The sequence below is a fragment of the Streptomyces sp. CA-243310 genome (genome assembly GCF_050936775.1).
GTDB lineage: Bacteria > Actinomycetota > Actinomycetes > Streptomycetales > Streptomycetaceae > Streptomyces.
On the sequence record NZ_JBNJMF010000003.1, the window covers coordinates 109,415 to 127,108 of the forward strand.

At 70.5% G+C, this 17,694-nt stretch carries 16 protein-coding genes; 4 read left to right on the forward strand and 12 right to left on the reverse strand.

Going from position 1 to position 17,694, the window contains the following annotated elements; all coding sequences use genetic code 11:
- Positions 1-54 precede the first annotated feature (54 nt).
- From ACQEVM_RS33870 to ACQEVM_RS33880, 3 genes are all read right to left on the reverse strand, one after another.
- A complete protein-coding gene (locus ACQEVM_RS33870) occupies positions 55-1,755 on the reverse strand; it encodes an urease accessory protein UreH domain-containing protein (RefSeq protein ID WP_433085730.1) in 1,701 nt (566 codons plus the stop codon).
- Positions 1,752-3,095: a tetratricopeptide repeat protein gene (locus tag ACQEVM_RS33875; RefSeq protein WP_433085732.1), complete on the reverse strand. Its 1,344-nt coding sequence runs from the start codon at positions 3,093-3,095 to the stop codon at positions 1,752-1,754. Before ACQEVM_RS33875 ends, ACQEVM_RS33870 begins: the two co-directional genes overlap by 4 nt.
- Positions 3,096-3,183: 88 nt before the next feature.
- Positions 3,184-4,737 carry a DUF4331 domain-containing protein gene (locus ACQEVM_RS33880; RefSeq protein WP_433085734.1) on the reverse strand — a complete coding sequence of 518 codons (1,554 nt, stop codon included), beginning with the start codon at positions 4,735-4,737 and terminating at the stop codon, positions 3,184-3,186.
- A gap of 1,014 nt (positions 4,738-5,751) precedes the next feature.
- On the opposite strand from ACQEVM_RS33880, the gene ACQEVM_RS33885 reads away from it, so the two are divergent.
- Both ACQEVM_RS33885 and ACQEVM_RS33890 read left to right on the forward strand, forming a co-directional pair.
- Positions 5,752-7,143, forward strand: a complete 1,392-nt coding sequence (locus ACQEVM_RS33885; RefSeq protein WP_433085735.1) for a molybdopterin-dependent oxidoreductase — start codon at positions 5,752-5,754, stop codon at positions 7,141-7,143.
- On the forward strand, positions 7,140-7,673 hold the full coding sequence (locus ACQEVM_RS33890) for a hypothetical protein (protein ID WP_433085737.1): 534 nt from the start codon (positions 7,140-7,142) through the stop codon (positions 7,671-7,673). The genes ACQEVM_RS33885 and ACQEVM_RS33890 overlap by 4 nt, the downstream gene beginning before the upstream one ends.
- Here the strand turns inward: ACQEVM_RS33890 and ACQEVM_RS33895 are convergent.
- A complete protein-coding gene (locus ACQEVM_RS33895; protein WP_433085739.1) occupies positions 7,643-8,422 on the reverse strand; it encodes a class I SAM-dependent methyltransferase in 780 nt (259 codons plus the stop codon). The genes ACQEVM_RS33890 and ACQEVM_RS33895 overlap by 31 nt on opposite strands.
- 450 nt (positions 8,423-8,872) lie before the next feature.
- On the opposite strand from ACQEVM_RS33895, the gene ACQEVM_RS33900 reads away from it, so the two are divergent.
- The gene (locus tag ACQEVM_RS33900) at positions 8,873-9,286 is read left to right on the forward strand and encodes a VOC family protein (protein ID WP_433085741.1); all 414 of its coding nucleotides are present in this window, start codon (positions 8,873-8,875) and stop codon (positions 9,284-9,286) included.
- Between the two features lie 298 nt (positions 9,287-9,584).
- Here ACQEVM_RS33900 and ACQEVM_RS33905 read toward each other — a convergent pair whose 3' ends face one another.
- Complete coding sequence (locus ACQEVM_RS33905; RefSeq protein WP_433085743.1) at positions 9,585-10,199, reverse strand: TetR family transcriptional regulator; 615 nt, start codon at positions 10,197-10,199, stop codon at positions 9,585-9,587.
- Positions 10,200-10,425: 226 nt separating this feature from the next.
- On the opposite strand from ACQEVM_RS33905, the gene ACQEVM_RS33910 reads away from it, so the two are divergent.
- Complete coding sequence (locus ACQEVM_RS33910) at positions 10,426-11,013, forward strand: helix-turn-helix domain-containing protein (protein ID WP_433085745.1); 588 nt, start codon at positions 10,426-10,428, stop codon at positions 11,011-11,013.
- Positions 11,014-11,277: 264 nt separating this feature from the next.
- Here ACQEVM_RS33910 and ACQEVM_RS33915 read toward each other — a convergent pair whose 3' ends face one another.
- The 7 genes from ACQEVM_RS33915 to ACQEVM_RS33945 all read right to left on the reverse strand — a co-directional run bounded on the left by ACQEVM_RS33915 (position 11,278) and on the right by ACQEVM_RS33945 (position 17,458).
- Positions 11,278-12,225, reverse strand: a complete 948-nt coding sequence (locus ACQEVM_RS33915; RefSeq protein ID WP_433085747.1) for a PDR/VanB family oxidoreductase — start codon at positions 12,223-12,225, stop codon at positions 11,278-11,280.
- Between the two features lie 82 nt (positions 12,226-12,307).
- Positions 12,308-13,753: a purine-cytosine permease family protein gene (locus ACQEVM_RS33920; protein ID WP_433085749.1), complete on the reverse strand. Its 1,446-nt coding sequence runs from the start codon at positions 13,751-13,753 to the stop codon at positions 12,308-12,310.
- Entirely contained in the window at positions 13,750-14,097 is a 348-nt protein-coding gene (locus tag ACQEVM_RS33925; RefSeq protein WP_433085751.1) for a Rieske (2Fe-2S) protein, read from the reverse strand. Before ACQEVM_RS33925 ends, ACQEVM_RS33920 begins: the two co-directional genes overlap by 4 nt.
- The gene (locus tag ACQEVM_RS33930) at positions 14,097-14,939 is read right to left on the reverse strand and encodes an iron-containing redox enzyme family protein (RefSeq protein ID WP_433085753.1); all 843 of its coding nucleotides are present in this window, start codon (positions 14,937-14,939) and stop codon (positions 14,097-14,099) included. The genes ACQEVM_RS33925 and ACQEVM_RS33930 overlap by 1 nt, the downstream gene beginning before the upstream one ends.
- The gene (locus ACQEVM_RS33935) at positions 14,936-15,724 is read right to left on the reverse strand and encodes a dihydrodipicolinate synthase family protein (protein ID WP_433085755.1); all 789 of its coding nucleotides are present in this window, start codon (positions 15,722-15,724) and stop codon (positions 14,936-14,938) included. Before ACQEVM_RS33935 ends, ACQEVM_RS33930 begins: the two co-directional genes overlap by 4 nt.
- Positions 15,725-15,735: 11 nt before the next feature.
- Positions 15,736-16,257 carry a DUF6190 family protein gene (locus ACQEVM_RS33940; protein ID WP_433085757.1) on the reverse strand — a complete coding sequence of 174 codons (522 nt, stop codon included), beginning with the start codon at positions 16,255-16,257 and terminating at the stop codon, positions 15,736-15,738.
- On the reverse strand, positions 16,247-17,458 hold the full coding sequence (locus ACQEVM_RS33945) for an aminotransferase class I/II-fold pyridoxal phosphate-dependent enzyme (RefSeq protein WP_433085759.1): 1,212 nt from the start codon (positions 17,456-17,458) through the stop codon (positions 16,247-16,249). Before ACQEVM_RS33945 ends, ACQEVM_RS33940 begins: the two co-directional genes overlap by 11 nt.
- Between the last annotated feature and the right edge of the window lie 236 nt (positions 17,459-17,694).

Genomic DNA, 17,694 nt, shown 5'->3' on the forward strand with positions numbered 1-17,694 from the left:
CGCGAGGGACTCGTCGGGCGGCCACGGCGTGTGGGCGGTTGGCGGCGGTTCCGCTCACCAGCCGGTGATGGCGCGGGTGGTGAGGCCGAGCCCGACGAGGAGAACGAGGGCTGAGGTGGCGGCGGGTCCGATGCGCCCGAGCGTCTGCAGGCGTGCGGAGGCCCGCTCGGCCGTGCGGGCGGTGATGCGGTCGCGCAGCCGCATGAGAAGGAGGCCGGCGAGGGTGAGGGTGGTGGCCATGCCGAGGCCGTATCCAATGACGAGGAGGACGCCGAAGGCGGTCCGGCCGAGGGCGACGGCGCCGAGGAGGACGACCAGTGCCGAGGGGCTGGGGACGAGACCGCCGGCGATGCCGACGCCGATCAGCGACCAGCGTTTCCGGCGTGCCGGCGCGGGGGTGTGGTGGTGATCGGCTTCATGGGTGTGATGGTGATCGGCTTCACCGTGGTGATGATGATCGTGCGGGAGCGCGGTGGCGGTCTTCGTCAGGACGACGGTGGTGCCGTCGGCCGCCGCGCGCTCCGGCGCTCGCCGTGAAGACGGCAGGCCGGTCGACGGTTCGTGGCTGTGCCCGTGACTCCCGCCGTGCCCGTGGTCGTCGTGGTGATGCCCGTGCCCGTGGTCGTCGTCGTGGTGATGCCCGTGGCTGTGACCGTGACCATGCCCGTGACCGTGGCCGTGCCGGAGGGGACGGCCGCGAAGGGCGGAGTACAGGAGTTGGACGCCGATGGCGGTGACCAGGAGTCCGCTCGCCAGGCCGAGCCAACTGAGGACGGATTCCCCGGCGAGGTGGGTGGCCAGTGGGAGAGCCAGGCCGAGGACGAGTACCCCTGCGGTGTGGGTGAGGGTGACGGTGGCGCCGACGGTGACGGCGTCGCGCGGTGTGCCGCGACGTCCCGCCAGGTAGGCGGCCATGATCGTCTTTCCGTGGCCGGGCATCGCCGCATGGGAGGCACCGAGGACGACGGCGAGGAGCAGGGCGAGGAGGCCGACGGGGACGGTCAGTTCGCGGCTGCCGACGAGGGCGTCGAAGAGGGCGGAGACCTTGTTCAGCGCGGCGGTGACCGGGCCGGCGCCGGGCAGGTCGGGCGGCACGATCCGGGCTCCGATTCCCTGCCCGGGAGCCGTTCGCAGTTCCGCGGTGCGTTGGTCGACCGGGTCGGCGAGGGGGTCCTGCGGGTATTGGCGCAGCTGGTTGGTGGTCGAGGTCGCCGGGACGGTGGAGCTGGTGAGAGTGAGGCCGTCGCCGCGGGCGGTGATCTCGTGCCAGCCGATGCGCCGAGTGTCGTAGTGCGTGACGACGTGGACGTCGGATGGCGAGGTGAGGTGTGCGTCTGCGGTGAGGCGGCAGGTGAGGCGACTGGTCTTGAGCCCGGCCTCGCCGGTGTGGAAGGTCAGCTTGCCGGCGCCCCGGTTCCACTGGAGGCTCAGGTGGCCCGCATCGGCGGCCAGTTGCCCGGCGAGCGTGGTGCACGCCTGGTCCGCGTACACGACCTGTTCGTCGGCGCTGAGGGCGCCGTTGCGGTCCTGGTCGATGAGCGGGCGCTCTTGTGCTGCGGCGATCTCGGCGCGGTCGACCACGATCTCGGCCTCCACCGTTCGGGGGCGCAGGGTCAGGCTGGTGGCGTAGTTGACGGTGAAGTTGCCCAGGGGATGCGCGGCCGCGGGCGGAGCTGCGGCGAGGAGGGCGAGTGGGCTGAGCAGGGCGGCTGCGAGGGGGACGCCGGTCAGGCGCCGGCGGGTGCTGGGATTCATGGGGTGTCGTCGATTCGCCGGAGTGCTTCGCGCGCCGCGGGGGCGTGCAGCGGGTGGAAGGAGGGATCGAGGTCCAGTGCCTGCTGAAGGTCGCGCCGGGCGGCCGTGGTGTCGCCGAGCGCCTGGTGAATGGCGCCGCGGTGGTAGAGGAAGAGCGCGCTTCGCATACCCGGTGCGAGGGCTTCGTCGGCCTGGTCGAGGGCCTCTTCGTCGCGTCCGGCTCGGTGGAGGGCCCAGGCGTAGGCGTCGTGGACGGCGATGAACGGCCGCTCGCGTACGGCTGCTTCGGCCATGGTCACCGCCTGGCGGGGGTCGCCGTGGTCCGCCTCGAAGGAGATCGCGTCGACGTCGGCGGGGGTACCGGTGGCCCGGCGGAGCGTTTCCTGGGCGCGCAGAACCGCGTACTGGACCTCGGCCCTGTCCTGACGGCCGAGGGATTGTTGAAGTTCACCGAGGCCCAGGAGGTACTGCGGGAGCGGGGCCGTCGCGATGGCCGCGGTGTAGTCGGCGACCGCCTGCTCTCGATCGTCCGTGGCCAGGCGTGCCCTGGCCCTGGCCTCCAGCAGGCCCGCGTCGCCCGGCGCGATGACCAGCCCCGTCTGCGCTTGGCGCAGAGCGGTCGCCGGATCGCCGCTGTCCAGAGCGAGGGAGGCCAGGTGGGTACGGGCGAAGGCGCGCTCACCCGGGGTTCCTGCCGCGCGCAGCGCGCGTTCCATGAGCGCCTTGGCCTGGACGGTGTCCCCACGGAGCTCGAAGGTGTAGGAGGCGCGGGCCAGGGCGGAACTGTCCGGGCGCAGGTCGGCCATCTTCTGGACCGCTTCCTCCGCTTCCTCGTACTGGCCGAGCTGGGTGAGTGCGTCGGCGAGGACCCCGTGGGAGGCCGGGGTGGCGGGACTGGTCGCGACCGCCTTGCGGGCCCAGGTGAGGGCGTCCCGGAACTGATGGCGGGCCGCGGCGAGGGCACCCATGCCGATCTCGGCGTGCAGGTTCTCCGCCGGCTGGAGTGCGAGCGAGCGGCGCAGGGCCTTCTCCGCCTGCGCGTAGGTGGCCTGGTCCGCCGTGGTGCGGGCCTGCTGGACCAGGGCCATGCCGAGGTCCGCCCAGCTGACCGGATCTTTCGGCAGGCGCTTCACCCGCTCACGCAACGCCTCGATGCCGCGCGCCGGACCCGCGGACGGCGACGCGGATGAGGCGGCGTCCGGCGTGCCGGAGCCGGATGGGGAGAGGCCGACGGCGCCGACGGTGAACATGACCACTCCCAAGGCGATGGTGATCGCGGTGGTCCGCAGGTGTCTGCGGCGCCGGATCGAGGGGGCGGGTTCGTCTTCGGGCCGGTGCACGGGATCCTCCCCGGGGGAATTCGGTGAACGGGGGGTTCCGGGCGGGGAACCGGAGGGCTGTGCCCGGTCCCCGCCCGGAGCCGGTGGGTCAGTTGGTCTTGCGGCTGCGGCGAAGGCGGAAGCCGCCCGTTGCGAGGAGCAGCGCGCCGAGGCCTCCGAGGGCCGCGGCGTTCTTGGTACCGGACCGCTCGGGTGCGTTCGGGCCGCTGTTCACGGACTTGGTGTGCGGGAGCGCCAGGTACGGGAACGAGGTGCCGAACGGGACCTCGTTCGCGTTGACCTTGTCGCCGTCGGCGAGGGCCGGGACCAGCTGCCCGGTCTGGGCCGCGCCCTCGACGGCCTGGAGGGAGATGTCGATGACGTCGTCGGTCAGGCGGCGGCCGTTGGGGAAGCCCGCCAGGTCACCGGCGAGGACGCCGTACCGGTTCGGGTTGGTGGTGGGCCGCACGCCCATGTTCAGGCGCAGCTCCTCGGCGGGGACGATCTGCTTCAGCCGTGCGTCCTTGTTCAGGCGGTGTGCGTTGAGGTCGGCTTGAATCGGGCCGCAGGCCTTGCAGATGCCGGTCAGGTAGATCTCGAACAGGTCCCGCCGAGGGGTTGCCGGGGCGGGGATGTTGTAGACCTGCTGGATCAGCTTGGGAAGGATCGGGTCGAGAACCTTGTCGACGACGGGCTGGACGGTGCGGTCCTGGTCCGGGTTGAGGGTGTTGAAGGCGTCCTTGTACTTCAGCGGTACGACGACCTCGTTCACGAGGGGGTTGCCCAGGCGGGAGACCTGCTTCCACTTGTCGCCGTGCTTGTCGCGGGAGTCGGAGACCTGGACGCCCTGGCGGTCGGTCGTGGACCAGACGCCGATGACCGGGTTGCGGCCGGGGTTGCCCTTCAGCGCGAGCTGCGTCTTGGGGATCTGCAGGGCGACGGAGTTGACGTTGTAGCCGGCGAGGGTGTCCTGGCCGCGCTCGGACAGGTTGCCGCCGTAGAGGAGGTCGAAGACGCGCAGGTCGGCGAAGAACGGGTCCTCGGCCTGGCCGGCGAAGGTCTTGCCGCCGCCGGGGATGTTGCGGATGGCCTGGTTGCGCAGGGAGGCGTAGTTCGGCATGGAGGCCGGGCCGACGCGGGAGGGTGCCGCGGGCACGTTGGAGAGCAGCACCTTGCTCTCGTTCCCGTGCGAGATGACGAGGTCGTAGGCCTGGCGGAAGTTGAGGTCCGGGTCGTTCAGCGAGGTGACCGGGCCGGTGTTGTAGAGGAACTGGTTGGCGTCATCGCGGTAGCTGCTGTGGAAGCGCCAGGTGTAGGTGATGTCGGAGACGCCGTCACCCGTGTTGTCGATCTTGATGTTGTAGCGGAGGTCATCGCCGAACGCGTAGAAGTTCGGGCCGCCGTTGGGCTCCTCGAACGGGATCCAGTTCGCGAGGAACGTGACCGAGTCGGGGCGGTCCAGGCTGGTGTACGCGTACACGTCGGTGTTGTCCGCACGCGGGTCGCCGGCGATGAGCGGGGCCTCGCGGTGGCTGGAGGCGGCGCTGACCCCCGGGGCGAGGGTGAGGGCGGTGAGGCCGGTGGCGAGGGCGCCGGCGCCCAGGACGAGGAGGGACTGGTCGAGCACACGCCGCGAACGGGGCCGTGCGGAGGTGGACTTCAAGGCTGTTCCTCTCGACTGCGAAGCCCGGGCCCACCGAGCACACCGGTGTACGGCAGGCCATGGGGCATTCAGGTGGGTGGCATTCAGGTGGGTGACCACTCGGTCGGACGCGTGTGGGGCCTCAGCAGCGGCAGAACCCGCCGACCCTGCGGAACACCTTTCGCATTCAGACCGCGCAGACGGAAGGAAAGCACGTACTGCCCGTGGCGCGTGACCGTATTTCCGGGCATCCGCGGACGCCTCGCACCGCTATTGACACAAAGGGCCTGGCCACAGCCGTCCGGCGAGAAAATGAGAGCCGAATTAATTGTTGCAACACGCGGTCCGACACTAGGCCGATCAGGGGGCGATCTGCTATTGCAACCAATGCGCAATAAGCGAGAGAACCGTACGGGGAATACGATCCGAGCAGGTCAAGCCCCTACGTGAGCGGAACTACCTCACCGTTTCGAAACCTTCGACCGGCGAACACGGCCGCCATTCAGCGCGGAGCCAGATACGGCCCTTCGCGCCGGAGCTAAGGAAATCCGGATACTCGCAGACCTGGAGAAACGTTTCCCCGTAAGGGCGAACAAATTCCCCACAACACCCCTTTGCGAATTCACCATGCAGGCGCATTACATTTCCCGCCCTATCGGTCCGAGTTCTTTTCTCGCGCCCCCTGGTATCGCGGCCCCAGGCCGGGCCCGCGCCCCCTCTTCGTCGAGGTGCATGAGGGCGGCTTGGCCCCCACCGGCCTGTTCCCTCGAAAGGGTGACGCCGTCCCCACATCCGGCCGAACGCCCCACCCGTGCGCCACGTAGCCCTGACGCGTTGTTGGACGAGCGGGGCGTCTGCTCCCGCGCCGGCGCACGCCCCGGCATCGCCCCCACTGCCGCGGCGGGCCTCCGAGGCGTCGGGAGGAGCCGTAAGGATGGTTGCCGCGTGTCATGGATCCGGTGAGGTGCGTGGGCGGGGGATGTTCTCCCGGACGCTCATGCCCGATGAGCCGGATACACGGGGAGATGTGCCGGGATGGATGCCAGCGACGAGAGCAGCCGGCCGGATGGTGCGCCTGAGCGGCCGCATGCCTCCGTGAGGCGCGGGAAGCCCCGGCGCACACCGGTCGCCGAACGGGTGCGGGACGCGGTCGCCCGGGCGCGGGCGTCGGGTCCGCCGCCGGGTCCGGCGCGCCCCGGGTTCTGGCGCAGTCCGCTGCGGGGACCGTGGTTGACCGGTCTGTTCGGCCTCATCCTGCTGGTCGGGGTCATCGTGCTGTTCGTGACGGGCCTGTTGTCGTACGCGTCCTACAACCCGGACCTGGCAGCGCGCAACGACCAGACCCCGGACAAGGGCTGGCTGGGCTTCTACCTGTTCACCTGGCCGACGTCGCCGTCCTGGCTGTATCGGGTGACGCAGGGCGTGCACACGGTCCTCGGCGTGGTCCTGGTCCCGGTGCTCCTGGCCAAGCTGTGGTCGGTGATCCCGAAGCTGTTCGAGTGGCCGCCGCTCCGTTCGGCCGCTCACGCCCTCGAACGGCTCTCGCTCCTGCTGCTGGTGGGCGGGGCCGGGTTCACGTTCGTCACCGGGATCCTGAACATCCAGCTGAACTACATCTTCCCCGGCTCCTTCTACACCCTGCACTTCTACGGCGCCTGGGTGTTCATGGCCGCGTTCGTCGTCCACGTCGCGTTCCGCCTGCCGCGCGCCGTCCGTGCGGTACGGGCGGTACGGGCGGGCCGCGGATGGCAGCCCGCGGCGGACTCCGAGGAAGCCGCAGGGCTGGTCTCCCCCGCCCCGGCGCCGGCCACGATCTCCCGGCGGGGCGCCGTCGCGATGGTGGGGGCCGGCTCGCTGGCCCTGCTGGTGGTGACCGCCGGCCAGAGCATCGGCGGCTGGTGGCGCAAGACCGCCCTGCTGGCCCCGCACGGCCGCGACCCCGGTACCGGCCCGAACGGGTTCCAGATCAACAAGACCGCCGCCTCCAGCGGAATCCGGCCCAGCGACATCGGCCCCGCCTGGCGGCTGACGGTACGCGGCGGAGGCAGGCAGGAGGTGCTGACCCGGCAGATGCTCCTCGCCATGCCACAGCGGGAGGCGGCGCTGCCGATCGCCTGCGTGGAGGGCTGGTCCACCCCCGACCAGCAGTGGTCCGGCGTCCGCCTCACCGACCTCGCCGCGCTCGTCGGACTCGGCACCGACACTCCGCCGGTCCTGGTGGAGTCGGTCCAGCGCGGCGGATCGTTCTCCTCGGTGGTCCTGGCCGCCAACCAGGCCCGTGATGACCGCTCGCTCCTCGCGATGCGCGTGAACGGAGCCGACCTGTCCCCGGACCACGGCTACCCGGCCCGCGTGATCATCCCGGCGGCCCCGGGCGTCCACAACACCAAGTGGGTCACCCGCCTCACCTTCGGAGAACCCGCATGAGCCACTCCACCACGGGGGCCGCCGCGGCCTTCCGCCGACGCTACGGCGCCTCCCCGCTCCACCTCCTGCTCACCCTGGCCTGCTTCGCCCTCGCCCTCTACGCCGGCATCCGCCTCCTGGCGGGCGACACCGTGGGAGTGGCGATCTGGTTCGTCGGCGCCGCCCTCCTCCACGACCTGGTCCTGCTCCCCGCCTACTCGCTCACCGACCGGGCCACCCAACTCCTCTTCCGCGGCCGGACCGCCACGCCCGGGAGCGTGCCGCGTCCGAGCGTGAACCACGTCCGGGTCCCGGCCTTCGTCTCAGGCGTACTGTTCCTCGTCTGGTGGCCGTTGATCCTCCGACAGGGAGGCCACTACACCGCCTACACCGCCCTGTCCGCCGACGGCTTCCTGGCCCGCTGGCTCCTCATCACCGCGGCCTTGTTCATCGCCTCGGCGATCGTCTGGCTGGTACGGACCTGGTTGCGCCTGCGGCCGGAACGCAAGCGTGTCCGAGCTCAGGGACAGGCCCGCAGAACGGCGAAGTGACGCTCGCCCAAGAGGCTCGTCCACTGCTCGACGGGCGCCCAGCCCGAGAGTCGGCCGTGCCGGACCAGGGCCCGGGTGCCGACGGTGGCCCAAGGGAAGACCGGGCTGACCGGACGTCGGCCGACGTGGATCGCGACCCGGCGCCGCTCGTCCACCTCACGGGCCGAGGTTTCCACGAGCAGCAGCCCCGCGGGGCGTACGAGGTCGTGGAGACGGCGCAGGAGGCGCCGGGGGTCACCGCCGATGCCGATGTTCCCGTCGATCAGCAGCGCGGTGTCCCAACCGCCCTCGTCCTGCACCGGGGCGAAGACGGAACCGCTGCGGGCGTGCCCGCCCCGGCACGCCGTGGAGATGACGGCAGCCGGGGACACGTCGATGCCCAGGACGGTGTGACCACGACGGGCGAGCGCCTCGACGAGTCGCCCGGCCCCGCACCCCACGTCCAGTACCCGCCCCTTGCACCGTTCCAGGACGGCATGGTCCGCCCTGTCGGCCCCGCCCGACCATCGGGCCACGTCCAACGGGAAGGACCAGCCCTCGCCATCGCGCAGCGTGACCTCGCCGGCAGACGCGTGGATCGTCTGCGTGTACGGGGCACTGATCCAGGGCTCCGGGCCGCCGGCATCGTGCTCAGCGGCACTGACCCGGATTCCCGTCCCCGCGCGGACGGGCGCGGTCGACGTCCGAGGGACGTCGCCTGGCCCGGCGACAGGCTCCTCGCCGGAGGGGCTGCGGGAGACGCGCGTCATGGCTCGACCCTTTCGGAGCACGCCTGGAACGGACCCGCACGACGCTAGGACGACTCGCCCCGAGCCGCCTGCCGGGAGCGTCAGACGGGCGAGCAGCAGGCAACCGCCGGCGGCGCACCGCATGCCGGGCAGGCCAAGGTGCTCCTGCGCCGCCGTCCCTCCGATTCAGCACGGCTCAGGCGCGCCGGAGTTGCCCGCTCCGCCGATCCCGCACCGCTCCCGCACGGGGCGATTCGCCGCCGCCGCGGGTGAAGGCCGCCTCGGCCTCGGCGCTTCCCGCCGGGAGGGTGCGGGCCTGCTCGTGGGAGTGATGGGGAGGCCGTTGACGACCCTTTCGCCCCGGAACTTCCGCACCGGTGGCACCGGGGCATCGCGATCCGAGGCAGCCAGGACGCGCCCCGGGGCCTGTCTCACGGTCAGACTCATTTGATCTTGTGGCAAGATCGCCGGATGCTACGACTAACAGACTTCATCATCGATTGTCCGGACCCGATGAAGCTGGCAGCCTTCTACTCCGAGGTGACGGGACTCCCGGTCAAGGAGGACAGCAACGAGAACTGGGCCGGTGTCCGGTTCGGCGGGATCGAACTGGCCTTCATCCAGGTGGAGGACTACCGCGCCCCGCAGTGGCCCGACAGCGAGCACCCCAAGCAGTTCCACCTCGACTTCGAAGTCGACGACATCGAGGCCGAACAGCGCCGCGTCCTGGCCCTTGGCGCGACGCTCCAGCGGGACTGCATCGGCCCCGAAGGCTACGGTTTCCGCGTCTACACCGACCCCATCGGCCACCCCTTCTGCCTCTGCCGCAACAAGGGTGTCGTCTGGACGGATCAGGGCCTCATCTGGCCCAAGCGCGACCAGTAGCCCCGACGAACGCTCGCGGACGATCCGCCTCCGTCCTCCCGACAACCGATGAACACACCCCCGGCCGCGACTCCGCCCGGCCGACCCCGCGTTCGGTCAGCGTGGCTCTCGGATGCCGGCGATGATGCGGGTCCCGTCGTCACTGCCACGTCCGTTCCCGATCGCGCGCCGGTAGCGGGCCTGCGCGGCCGGTAAACTGTCTGCCCGAACGCGCAGAACGGGCCGGGCCGTGTGCTCGGCGGTTGTGGGCCGGGGGTGTTCGCCGGCGGCGGCTCAGCGGGTTGCCGCGCGGTCCTGGTCAGCCCAGGATGGGCAGCAGCAGGTCCCAGATCCGCTCCAGCCGCAGTTGGGCCGCCCCGTCCAGGGAGCCGGCCTCGCCGAGCCAGGGCTCGTCGACGGGCAGCGGCGCGCGCCGCATCGCCAGCTCGACGCCACTCACCACGTAGCTGACCAGTGCCGCCAGCGCCGTCGCGTCCGTCCCGGGGCGCAGCATCCCTTCGGACGCCACCGCCCGCGACAACCGCGCCACCTCGCGGCGCCACGGGCACTCCTCGTGGGCGTTCTCCTGTGGTTTCAGCTCCCGCGACAGGCGCTCGCCGGCCCGCACGACCTCATCGGTCTCGAAGAGGCCGATGATGGTGCGGGTGACGGCCACCAGCCTGTGTACGGGCCCCGAGGCCTCGCTCGACGTGGTCTCGACGGCCTTGCGGGTCACCGTGCGGGACCGTTGCCTGACCGCCTCGGCCAGAGCGGCCTTCGACGTGAAGTGGAAGACCACGGCCCCCGTCGTCACTTGGGCCCGTGAGCCGATCCTGCTCAGAGACGTCCGTTCGTAGCCTTCGTCGTCGAACTCGGCGGCCGCGGCTCTCAGGATGACCTGCTTCGTTCTCGCCGCTCGCTGCTGAACTGCCATTGACACTCCCCGTGCGCGCGTCCTCCCCCGACCGTCACAGGGCGGCCCGGGCACAACCACGTACAGCGCCCCCGTCCGTTCCCGGCCACGGTCGGCGGGAGGTGCGGAAGGCCATCACCGTCACGGCCAACTGGCCCTGAATCAGCCTGTGTTCAACATTCCAGTGCTGCGGAGAGCATAGACTACGGGAGTGAACTGCCCCGTCTAATGTATTGGACGAGACGCGTTGGACATCGACCAGCTCTCACAGTCGCTCGCCTGCAACCTCAAGCACTGGCGCACCCGGCGCGGGCTCACCCTAGACGGATTGGCCGCTCGCGCGGGACTGAGTCGCGGCATGGTCATCCAGGTCGAGCAGGCCCGTACCAATCCCAGCCTGGAAACCATGGTGAAGCTCGCCGACGCCCTCGGCGTCGACATGACGGCCCTGCTCGACTGCGACCAGGAGCCACGGGTCCGCCTCACTCCCCCGGGTCGGGCCGTGCGCGTGTGGTCGACCGAAGCCGGAAGCTCCAGCACGCTGCTCGCCGGACGCAGCGACCAGAGCGCTTTCGAGCTGTGGCACTGGCGGCTGGAACCGGGCGACGCGAGCAACTCCTCGCCCCACCCACCCGGCACGACCGAACTCCTGCACGTCCATGCGGGAGAGCTCACCCTCATCGTGGCCGGGGACATCCACGCGATGCCGACCGGTTACTCGGCATCGCTCGCGGCCGATGTCCCCCACGGGTACCGCAACGACGGTGACGTCACCGTCGAGATGACTCTGGCGGCCTACATACCCGGCTCCAGGGAACCTGCACAGGCCGTGTGACCAGCACGTTCGGCGGGTCGTCACAGGCCACGTGACGTCCCGTCACGAGCCGGTGGACGCGACTCCCCCCGCGCATGCACGTGCGCGTCCTCCGCGCCGGGCGCGTCCAGTGCTCGCAGGGGGGCCGGGTGGCGACCCTCCCGTCGGGCCGGCGCCCGAGGACATCGAGCTTCCGAATCCTCGACGCCGGACACCGGCCGCCGCGGGTGCACGAGCCTTCCGCGGCGGCCGGTGCCCGGCGCTTTCGACCGAACGGGCGCGGCCCTAGAGGTCGAGGACCAGGCGGCTGCTCCTGGCCCGGCCGACGCAGATCATCATCGTGTTCCCGGTCTCCTTCTCCGCGTCGGACAGGACGGTGTCGCGGTGGTCCGGGATCCCGCCGAGGACCTTGGTCTCGCAAGTGCCGCAGATTCCCTGCTCGCAGGAGGACGTCACGGAGGGGACCGCGCCGCGCACGACGTCGAGCAGGCTCCGTCCGGCCTCGACCCGGAGCACACGGCCGCTGCGGCGAAGTTCCACCTCGAACGCGCCCGCCTCCGATCGGGGGGCGGGGCCGGGGGCGGCGGCGAAGCGTTCCACGTGGAGGGCGCCGGTGGGCAGGAGGGCGGCGCAGCGTTCCTCCACGGCCCGGATGAGGCCGTCCGGGCCGCAGCAGTAGACGGCGGTGGATTCCGGCAGGCCGCTCAGCACCCGGTCGAGGTTGAGGAGTCCGTGGCTGTCCTCGGGGACGATCGTGATGTTCTCGGCGCCCAGGGAGGCCAGTTCGTGTCGGTAGGCCATGGACGTCGTCGTCCTGCCGCCGTACAGCAGCGACCAGTCGGCCCCGGTGGCCGCGACCTGCCGGACCATGGGCAGGATCGGGGTGATGCCGATCCCGCCGGCGATGAAGACGTACCGCTCGGCGGGAACGAGGGGGAAGCGGTTGACCGGGCCCCGCACGTCGAGCAGCAGCCCGGCGAGAGGAGTGGTGTGCAGTTCGTCGGATCCGCCCCTCCCGCCGGGCTCGCGCAGGACGCCCAGGCGGTAGGCGGCCCGGTCCTGCGGGTCGCCGCTCAGGGAGTAGTGCCGTGTCCGTCCGGACGGGAGGCGCAGTTCCAGGTGGGCCCCGGGCTCCCAGGGGGGCAACTCCGTCCCCCGCGGGTCGACGAGCACGATCCCCAGGACTCCGTCGGCCTCGGGCACGGTCTCGCGGACGAGGAGTCGGCGCGGCATCGAGGTGGGTGGCGGGCCCGGCGGAGGGGACGAGGGGGGCCAGGGTGGTGAGGGGTCCACGTGAACCATCGAGAACCTTCCGTCAGGTCGGGCGCGTCTGGCCCGGCTCGGGCCATCTGCGGCACAGCAGGGCGTACACGGCCGCCGTCACGGTGAAGGAGGCCGGCAGGCTGAGGTCGACCCCTCCGGTCAGCTCGGCCAGGGGGCCCACGTAGAGCGGGTTGTTGACCCACAGGGCGCCCAGGACGGATCCGGCCGCGAAGCCGACCGCGGCCCGCGGGTTGACTCCGTGGGTGTACCAGTAGATTCCGCCGCCGCCGGTCGTGAAGGTCCGCAGGTCCTCGGACCGGTAGGCGCCGCCGTGAAGTCGGTGGCCGACCATGAGCACCGCGGCCCACGGCGCGACGACGGTCAGCAGCAGCGTCACGAACGCCCCCATGGCCTCCATGGCGTCGTAGACCACCGCCCCGAGGTACAGGACGACGAGCGACAGCACTGCCACCACCGCCGTCACCGCGGAGCGCGGGGCCCGCCAGAACATCGAGTTCGCGGACAGGCCGGCCGCGTACAGGCAGACGGCTCCCTGCGGGACGGTCCCGGCGAAACCGAAGACCACCACGACGATCGCGAACCAGCCGGGGACCACCTCGGTGAGTCCTTGCAGCCAGGGCGTCTGCGGGCCGGAGAGCAGGGTGCTCACGTAGGCGCCTGTGCCCAGGGCGACGAGACTGCTGACGAACATGGCCGTGCCCGAGTACCGGACCAGCTTGCCCGGCGGGGTGGTGGAGGGCATGTACCGGGTGTAGTCGCCCTGGAAGGTGGCGTAGGACAGGGGGACCGTCGCCGACGCGGTGGTCGCCAGGAGCCAGGTGTGGAACGGGCCGGCGAGTACGTACTCCCCTCCCGCGTACCCGGCGTCGAAGCGGGGGGCGAGGACCACGATGGTGCCGACCAGCACGAGCGCGCCGATCACCGCGGTGATCCGGTACGTCCGCACCAGGACGGTGTGCCCGCGGACCGCGACGACGGCCACCACGGACGCGGTGACGACCATGGCGACGGTCAACGCGCCCGGCCCCGTCGGAGTGGCGGCCATGCGGTTGGCGGCGACCATGATGGCGGTTCCGCCGGTCCACACGGCGATGGCGAAGAATCCGAGCGCGGTGACGATCGTGATGAGGTTGCCGAGGACGCGGCCTCGCACGCCGAAGTGGGCTCCGGACGCGATGGGGTCGTTGGTACCGGTCCGGGCGCCCAGCCGGGCGAGTGGTGCCAACAGGGCGGTCCCGATCGCGACGCCGACGACGATGGCGCTGATGGCGCCCCACCAGCCCAGACCGAAGGCGACGGGCAGGGCGCCCAGGACCACGGTGCCGAAGGAGAACTGGGCCGAGGGCCAGATCCATCCGAAGTCCGCCGGCCGGGAGGAACGTTCGGCCTCGGGTATCGGCTCGATGCCGTCCACCCGGGCCGCGGACGGGCGGGGCGGTGCCGTGGTCGGCGCCGCCCCCTCGTGCAGGGCGCTCATGCTCCGGCCCGTCCTGTCGCCGCCGGCCGGTCCTGACCGGATGGTGCGGCGGCCCGATCGACAGGTGTGGCCGGCGGGCCGGGGGGTGCGGCCTGCCGGCCGGGAAGGGTGTCCACGATCCGCAGGGGGTCGCACGCCGGCCCGGAGGTGCGTTCGCCTGTGGCCAGGTCGAACGTCGAGTAGTGCAGGGGGCAGGTGATCCTGAGTCTGCCGCCGTCGACCCGGGCGAACTTCAGTTTCCCCTGCCGGTGTGGGCAGCGGGCGGACGCCAGGACTTTGCGACCGGCCACCTCGACGAGGACCAGGTCCTCGCTGACCTCGCGGATCGTCCCGTCAGAGCCCATCAGGAGACCTTCCGTGCTCGGGCGATGGCAGCCTCGGTGGCGTTCCCGACGATGTCACTGGCCAGCCGTACGCCGGCCCAGATCTTCGCCGGGTCGGGCTCCTCCAGCGACCGGATCGCGGTGCGCATGTGGTTGCTGTGGTAGGAGTCGATGTACAGGTGCTCGGTGTAGTAGGCGTCGTTCCGGATGCCGAGTCGCTTGGCCGCACGGGCGAAGCTCTGGAATCCGTACAGCACGCTGGACTCGAAGTAGCCGTAGGCGCCGAGGAAGTACTGCGGTGAGGGGGCACGGCTCGCGAGCCAGTGGAACATGTTGACGTAGGCGTAGCTCTCCGGTGAGGTGTCGTGGAGGTAGCTGTCCAGGTCGGTGCTCAGGTCCAGCTCGTCGAGGAGGTCGCGGTAGAGCTGGGAGTGCGACTTCTCGTCGTTGCCGCAGCCCAGTTCGTCGATCAGGACCCGGAAGACCGCCATGCCGGAGCGGTAGGGCAGGCGCGGCACCACCGGCAGCAGCGATTCGGACTCGGTCAGCCCGTCGAGGGCGAACTCCCGGGCCAGCACCTTGAACTGGTCGAGGTTGGCCTCGTTGGCCAGGAACCGGTGACCGTCCGAGAGTTGGGCCTCCTCCGCGGCCAGGAACTCCTTCAGCGCGTCCAGCAGCTCCCCCGTTCCGGAGAAGGCCGGGGCGCTCGCCTCGTAGGCACGGGCCATCGGCAGGATCCACTGCTCTTCCAGGCCGAGCATGGCCGCGTAGCCCTCGACGTCGGGCACCTGCCGGTACAGCTCGTACAGTTGCCGGTGCGTCCTGTCCCGCTGCAGGCGGGCGGCGACCGCGGTCGGGTTCATCGCAGCTCCTCGTGGACCGCGGGCGTGGCGATGATGCCCCGGGCGTGCAGCTCCTTCTTCACCCACCGGTACCAGTCGTCCTTGAACACCCCGTAGGTCTCGCAGGTGGCGTCGACCTCGGCCTGCCGCTCCGGCGAGGGGTCGACGAGGATGGCGTTGCAGAGGGCGGGTTCGAGGTTGGCCAGGGGGCCGATGAAGCCGTCGATGCCGACGGCCGACGAGATCAGGTTCTCCCAGCCCTCGAAAACGGGCACGCCCGTGTGCGCTTCGGCCATCTTCCGGGTGAAGGCGGCGTCGCCGCTGGACTCCTTGATGCCGACGATGCCGGGTATCTCGCACAGGGTCAGCAGGGTGTCGTACTCGATCCGGTTACCGGAGAGGGCTTCCTCGTTGTAGAGGAAGATGGGGGCGTCGGTGGCGCTGCGCAGCGCCCGGTAGTGGGCGACGATGTCGTCCTGGGTGACGTCCTCGCCGAAGGGGGTCGTGACCACCACCGCGTCGGCGCCGATCTCCATGGCGCGGCGGGCGCGTTCGATGATCTGCGCCGTCTCGGGAAGCTGGATGCCGACGAGCACCGGAAGGGCGCCGGAGTGGCGGACGGTGTGGGTGACGATGTCCGTCCACTGCCGCTCGGTGAGTTTCCAGCCCTCGCCGGACGTCAGCGCCGGCATCAGGGCGGTGACGTCGTGGCGAACGTGGTCGATGAGGCGGGCGGTGCTCTGCTCGTCGACGGTGTCGTCATCGCGGAAGGGGGTGACGAGGGGAACGATCGTGCCGGAATACATACCCGGGCTCCTCACAGCGTGGCTGGTTCGACGGTCAGGACCAGGGAGTCCTGGTAGAGCTTTTCGAGGTGTTCGGGGAAGGCGTCCTCGACCGGCGCCTCGGGGACGGCGGCGACGGGGAGTCCGTCGCGGCCCGCGAGTCGGGGGCTCACGGTGTACAGCAGCCCGGAGCGCGAGAGGACCTGGCCGAGCAGGAGGCGTTCGTGGCTGGGAAGTCCGGCCAGCGCCGGCGTCGAGAAGGCCCGGCCGGCGTCGTCCTCGTCGTAGCCGACGCGGGCGATGCTCATCTCGGTGTGCAGGACGTCCATGAACGGGTAGTACGCGTCCTGCACCGCCCGGCTGTAACCCCAGACGAGGTCGTCGCAGCGGCCGACCTGCTCCCAACTCATCGTGACGCCGCCGGCGAGCCGGCCGACGAAGAACCGCTTGCAGGCCCTTCGGACGGCCTGGTCACTGCTGTGCATGCCCATGAACACGGTGGCGTCGATGAAGACGCCGGCGCCGGTGGGGACGCCGGAGGGGTCAACCGGCATAGCGCTCGAGCACCTTCTTCATGCGGTCCATGGCGGCGGCGAACACCTCGGGGTTGCGGGCGAGGGCGATGCGGACGTACCGCTCGCCGCGCTCGGGCGTGTTCCAGTAGAAGAAGGTGCCGGGCAGGACGTAGACCTCCTCCTCGAAGAGGACCGCCTGGAGTTCGGTGGCGGTGACCTCGTCGGTGAGGATCTTGAACCAGGCGACGGAGGTGCCCACGACCGGCTCCTGGAACTGGAGGATGCTGCCCTCCATGGTCGTGCGGGCCGCCGTGCCGTTGGTGGTGATGACCTCCCGCACCGAGGAGAAGCCGTCCGCGATGGAGTCCTCGACGTACTGGGTGACCATGTTCAGGACGAACGGCGAGACGTTCAGCAGGACGCTGGTGTGGAGGTTGTACACCTCCTCCTGAATGTCCAGGCTGGCTGTGATCATGGCGCACTTGGCATCCTGGATCGGCCACGTCTTCCCGGTGTCCTCCATCACCATGTAGGTGACCCCGGACTCCTCCAGCAGCTTGTAGATGTCCACGCGGCCGATCGTGTCGTCGCACAGCGCGAAGGAGGCGAAGCAGAAGTCCATGACGAGGACCTTGTGGTGGTCCACGCAGTAGCGCACGACCTCGCGGAAGCCCTCCAACTCCTGTGCCAGGAGGGTGAAACCGGTCGGATTGTTCGGGTCGACGAGGTAGATCGCGTCGGCGGTGACGTTCTCCACGAGGCGGTCGTAGATCTCCGCTGTCTGGTGCAGCGCCTGCTCCGGGAGCGGCGATATGGGCACCTGCATGTTGCGCAGCAGGTCGACGAGGTTGTCGAAGCACGGCTCGACGAGAGCCACCGACATGTCGCGCTTCTTCAGGTACATGCCGGCGACCATGGTGGAGACGCTGGCGGAGTAGGAGAGCAGCGTGCGGCCCATCGCGCGGGCCGTGGGCTGGCGGTGCAGGCGGAAGAACGCGTCGATGAACTGCGCCTCGAAGTGGGCCTGCTGTCTGGTCTCCGATTCGTACCAGAGCTCCGGGAGCCGGGCCACGATCGCGTCCTGGCTGGGGGACTGACGCTGGTGGGTGTGCGCGTCGGCGAGGTTGTACCGGGTCTTCAGCGCTTCGATCTCGTGCTGGGTGAGGTCGACGAAACTGCTGACGTCCGCCTTCTTGGAGCCACTCTCGGAGGTCGCAACGGTAGTCGCGCTATCGGGCATGAGAATCTCCCTGTGATTTCTTCCGGAAAGTCCCGGTCGCCGGGCGGCTGAATGAGACGCCCTTGGCAACACACCGGAAACGCTACAGAAACCACTCGAAACCATGAATCACACCCGGGTCACGAATACGATAATCACCGTGATGTTGTCCGGGCGACAAAAAGCGGCCGAGAACTCCAGGGACTGGAATTCTCGGCCGCTCTCTCGACTTCCCGACGTTCGACCGCGCGGAAGCG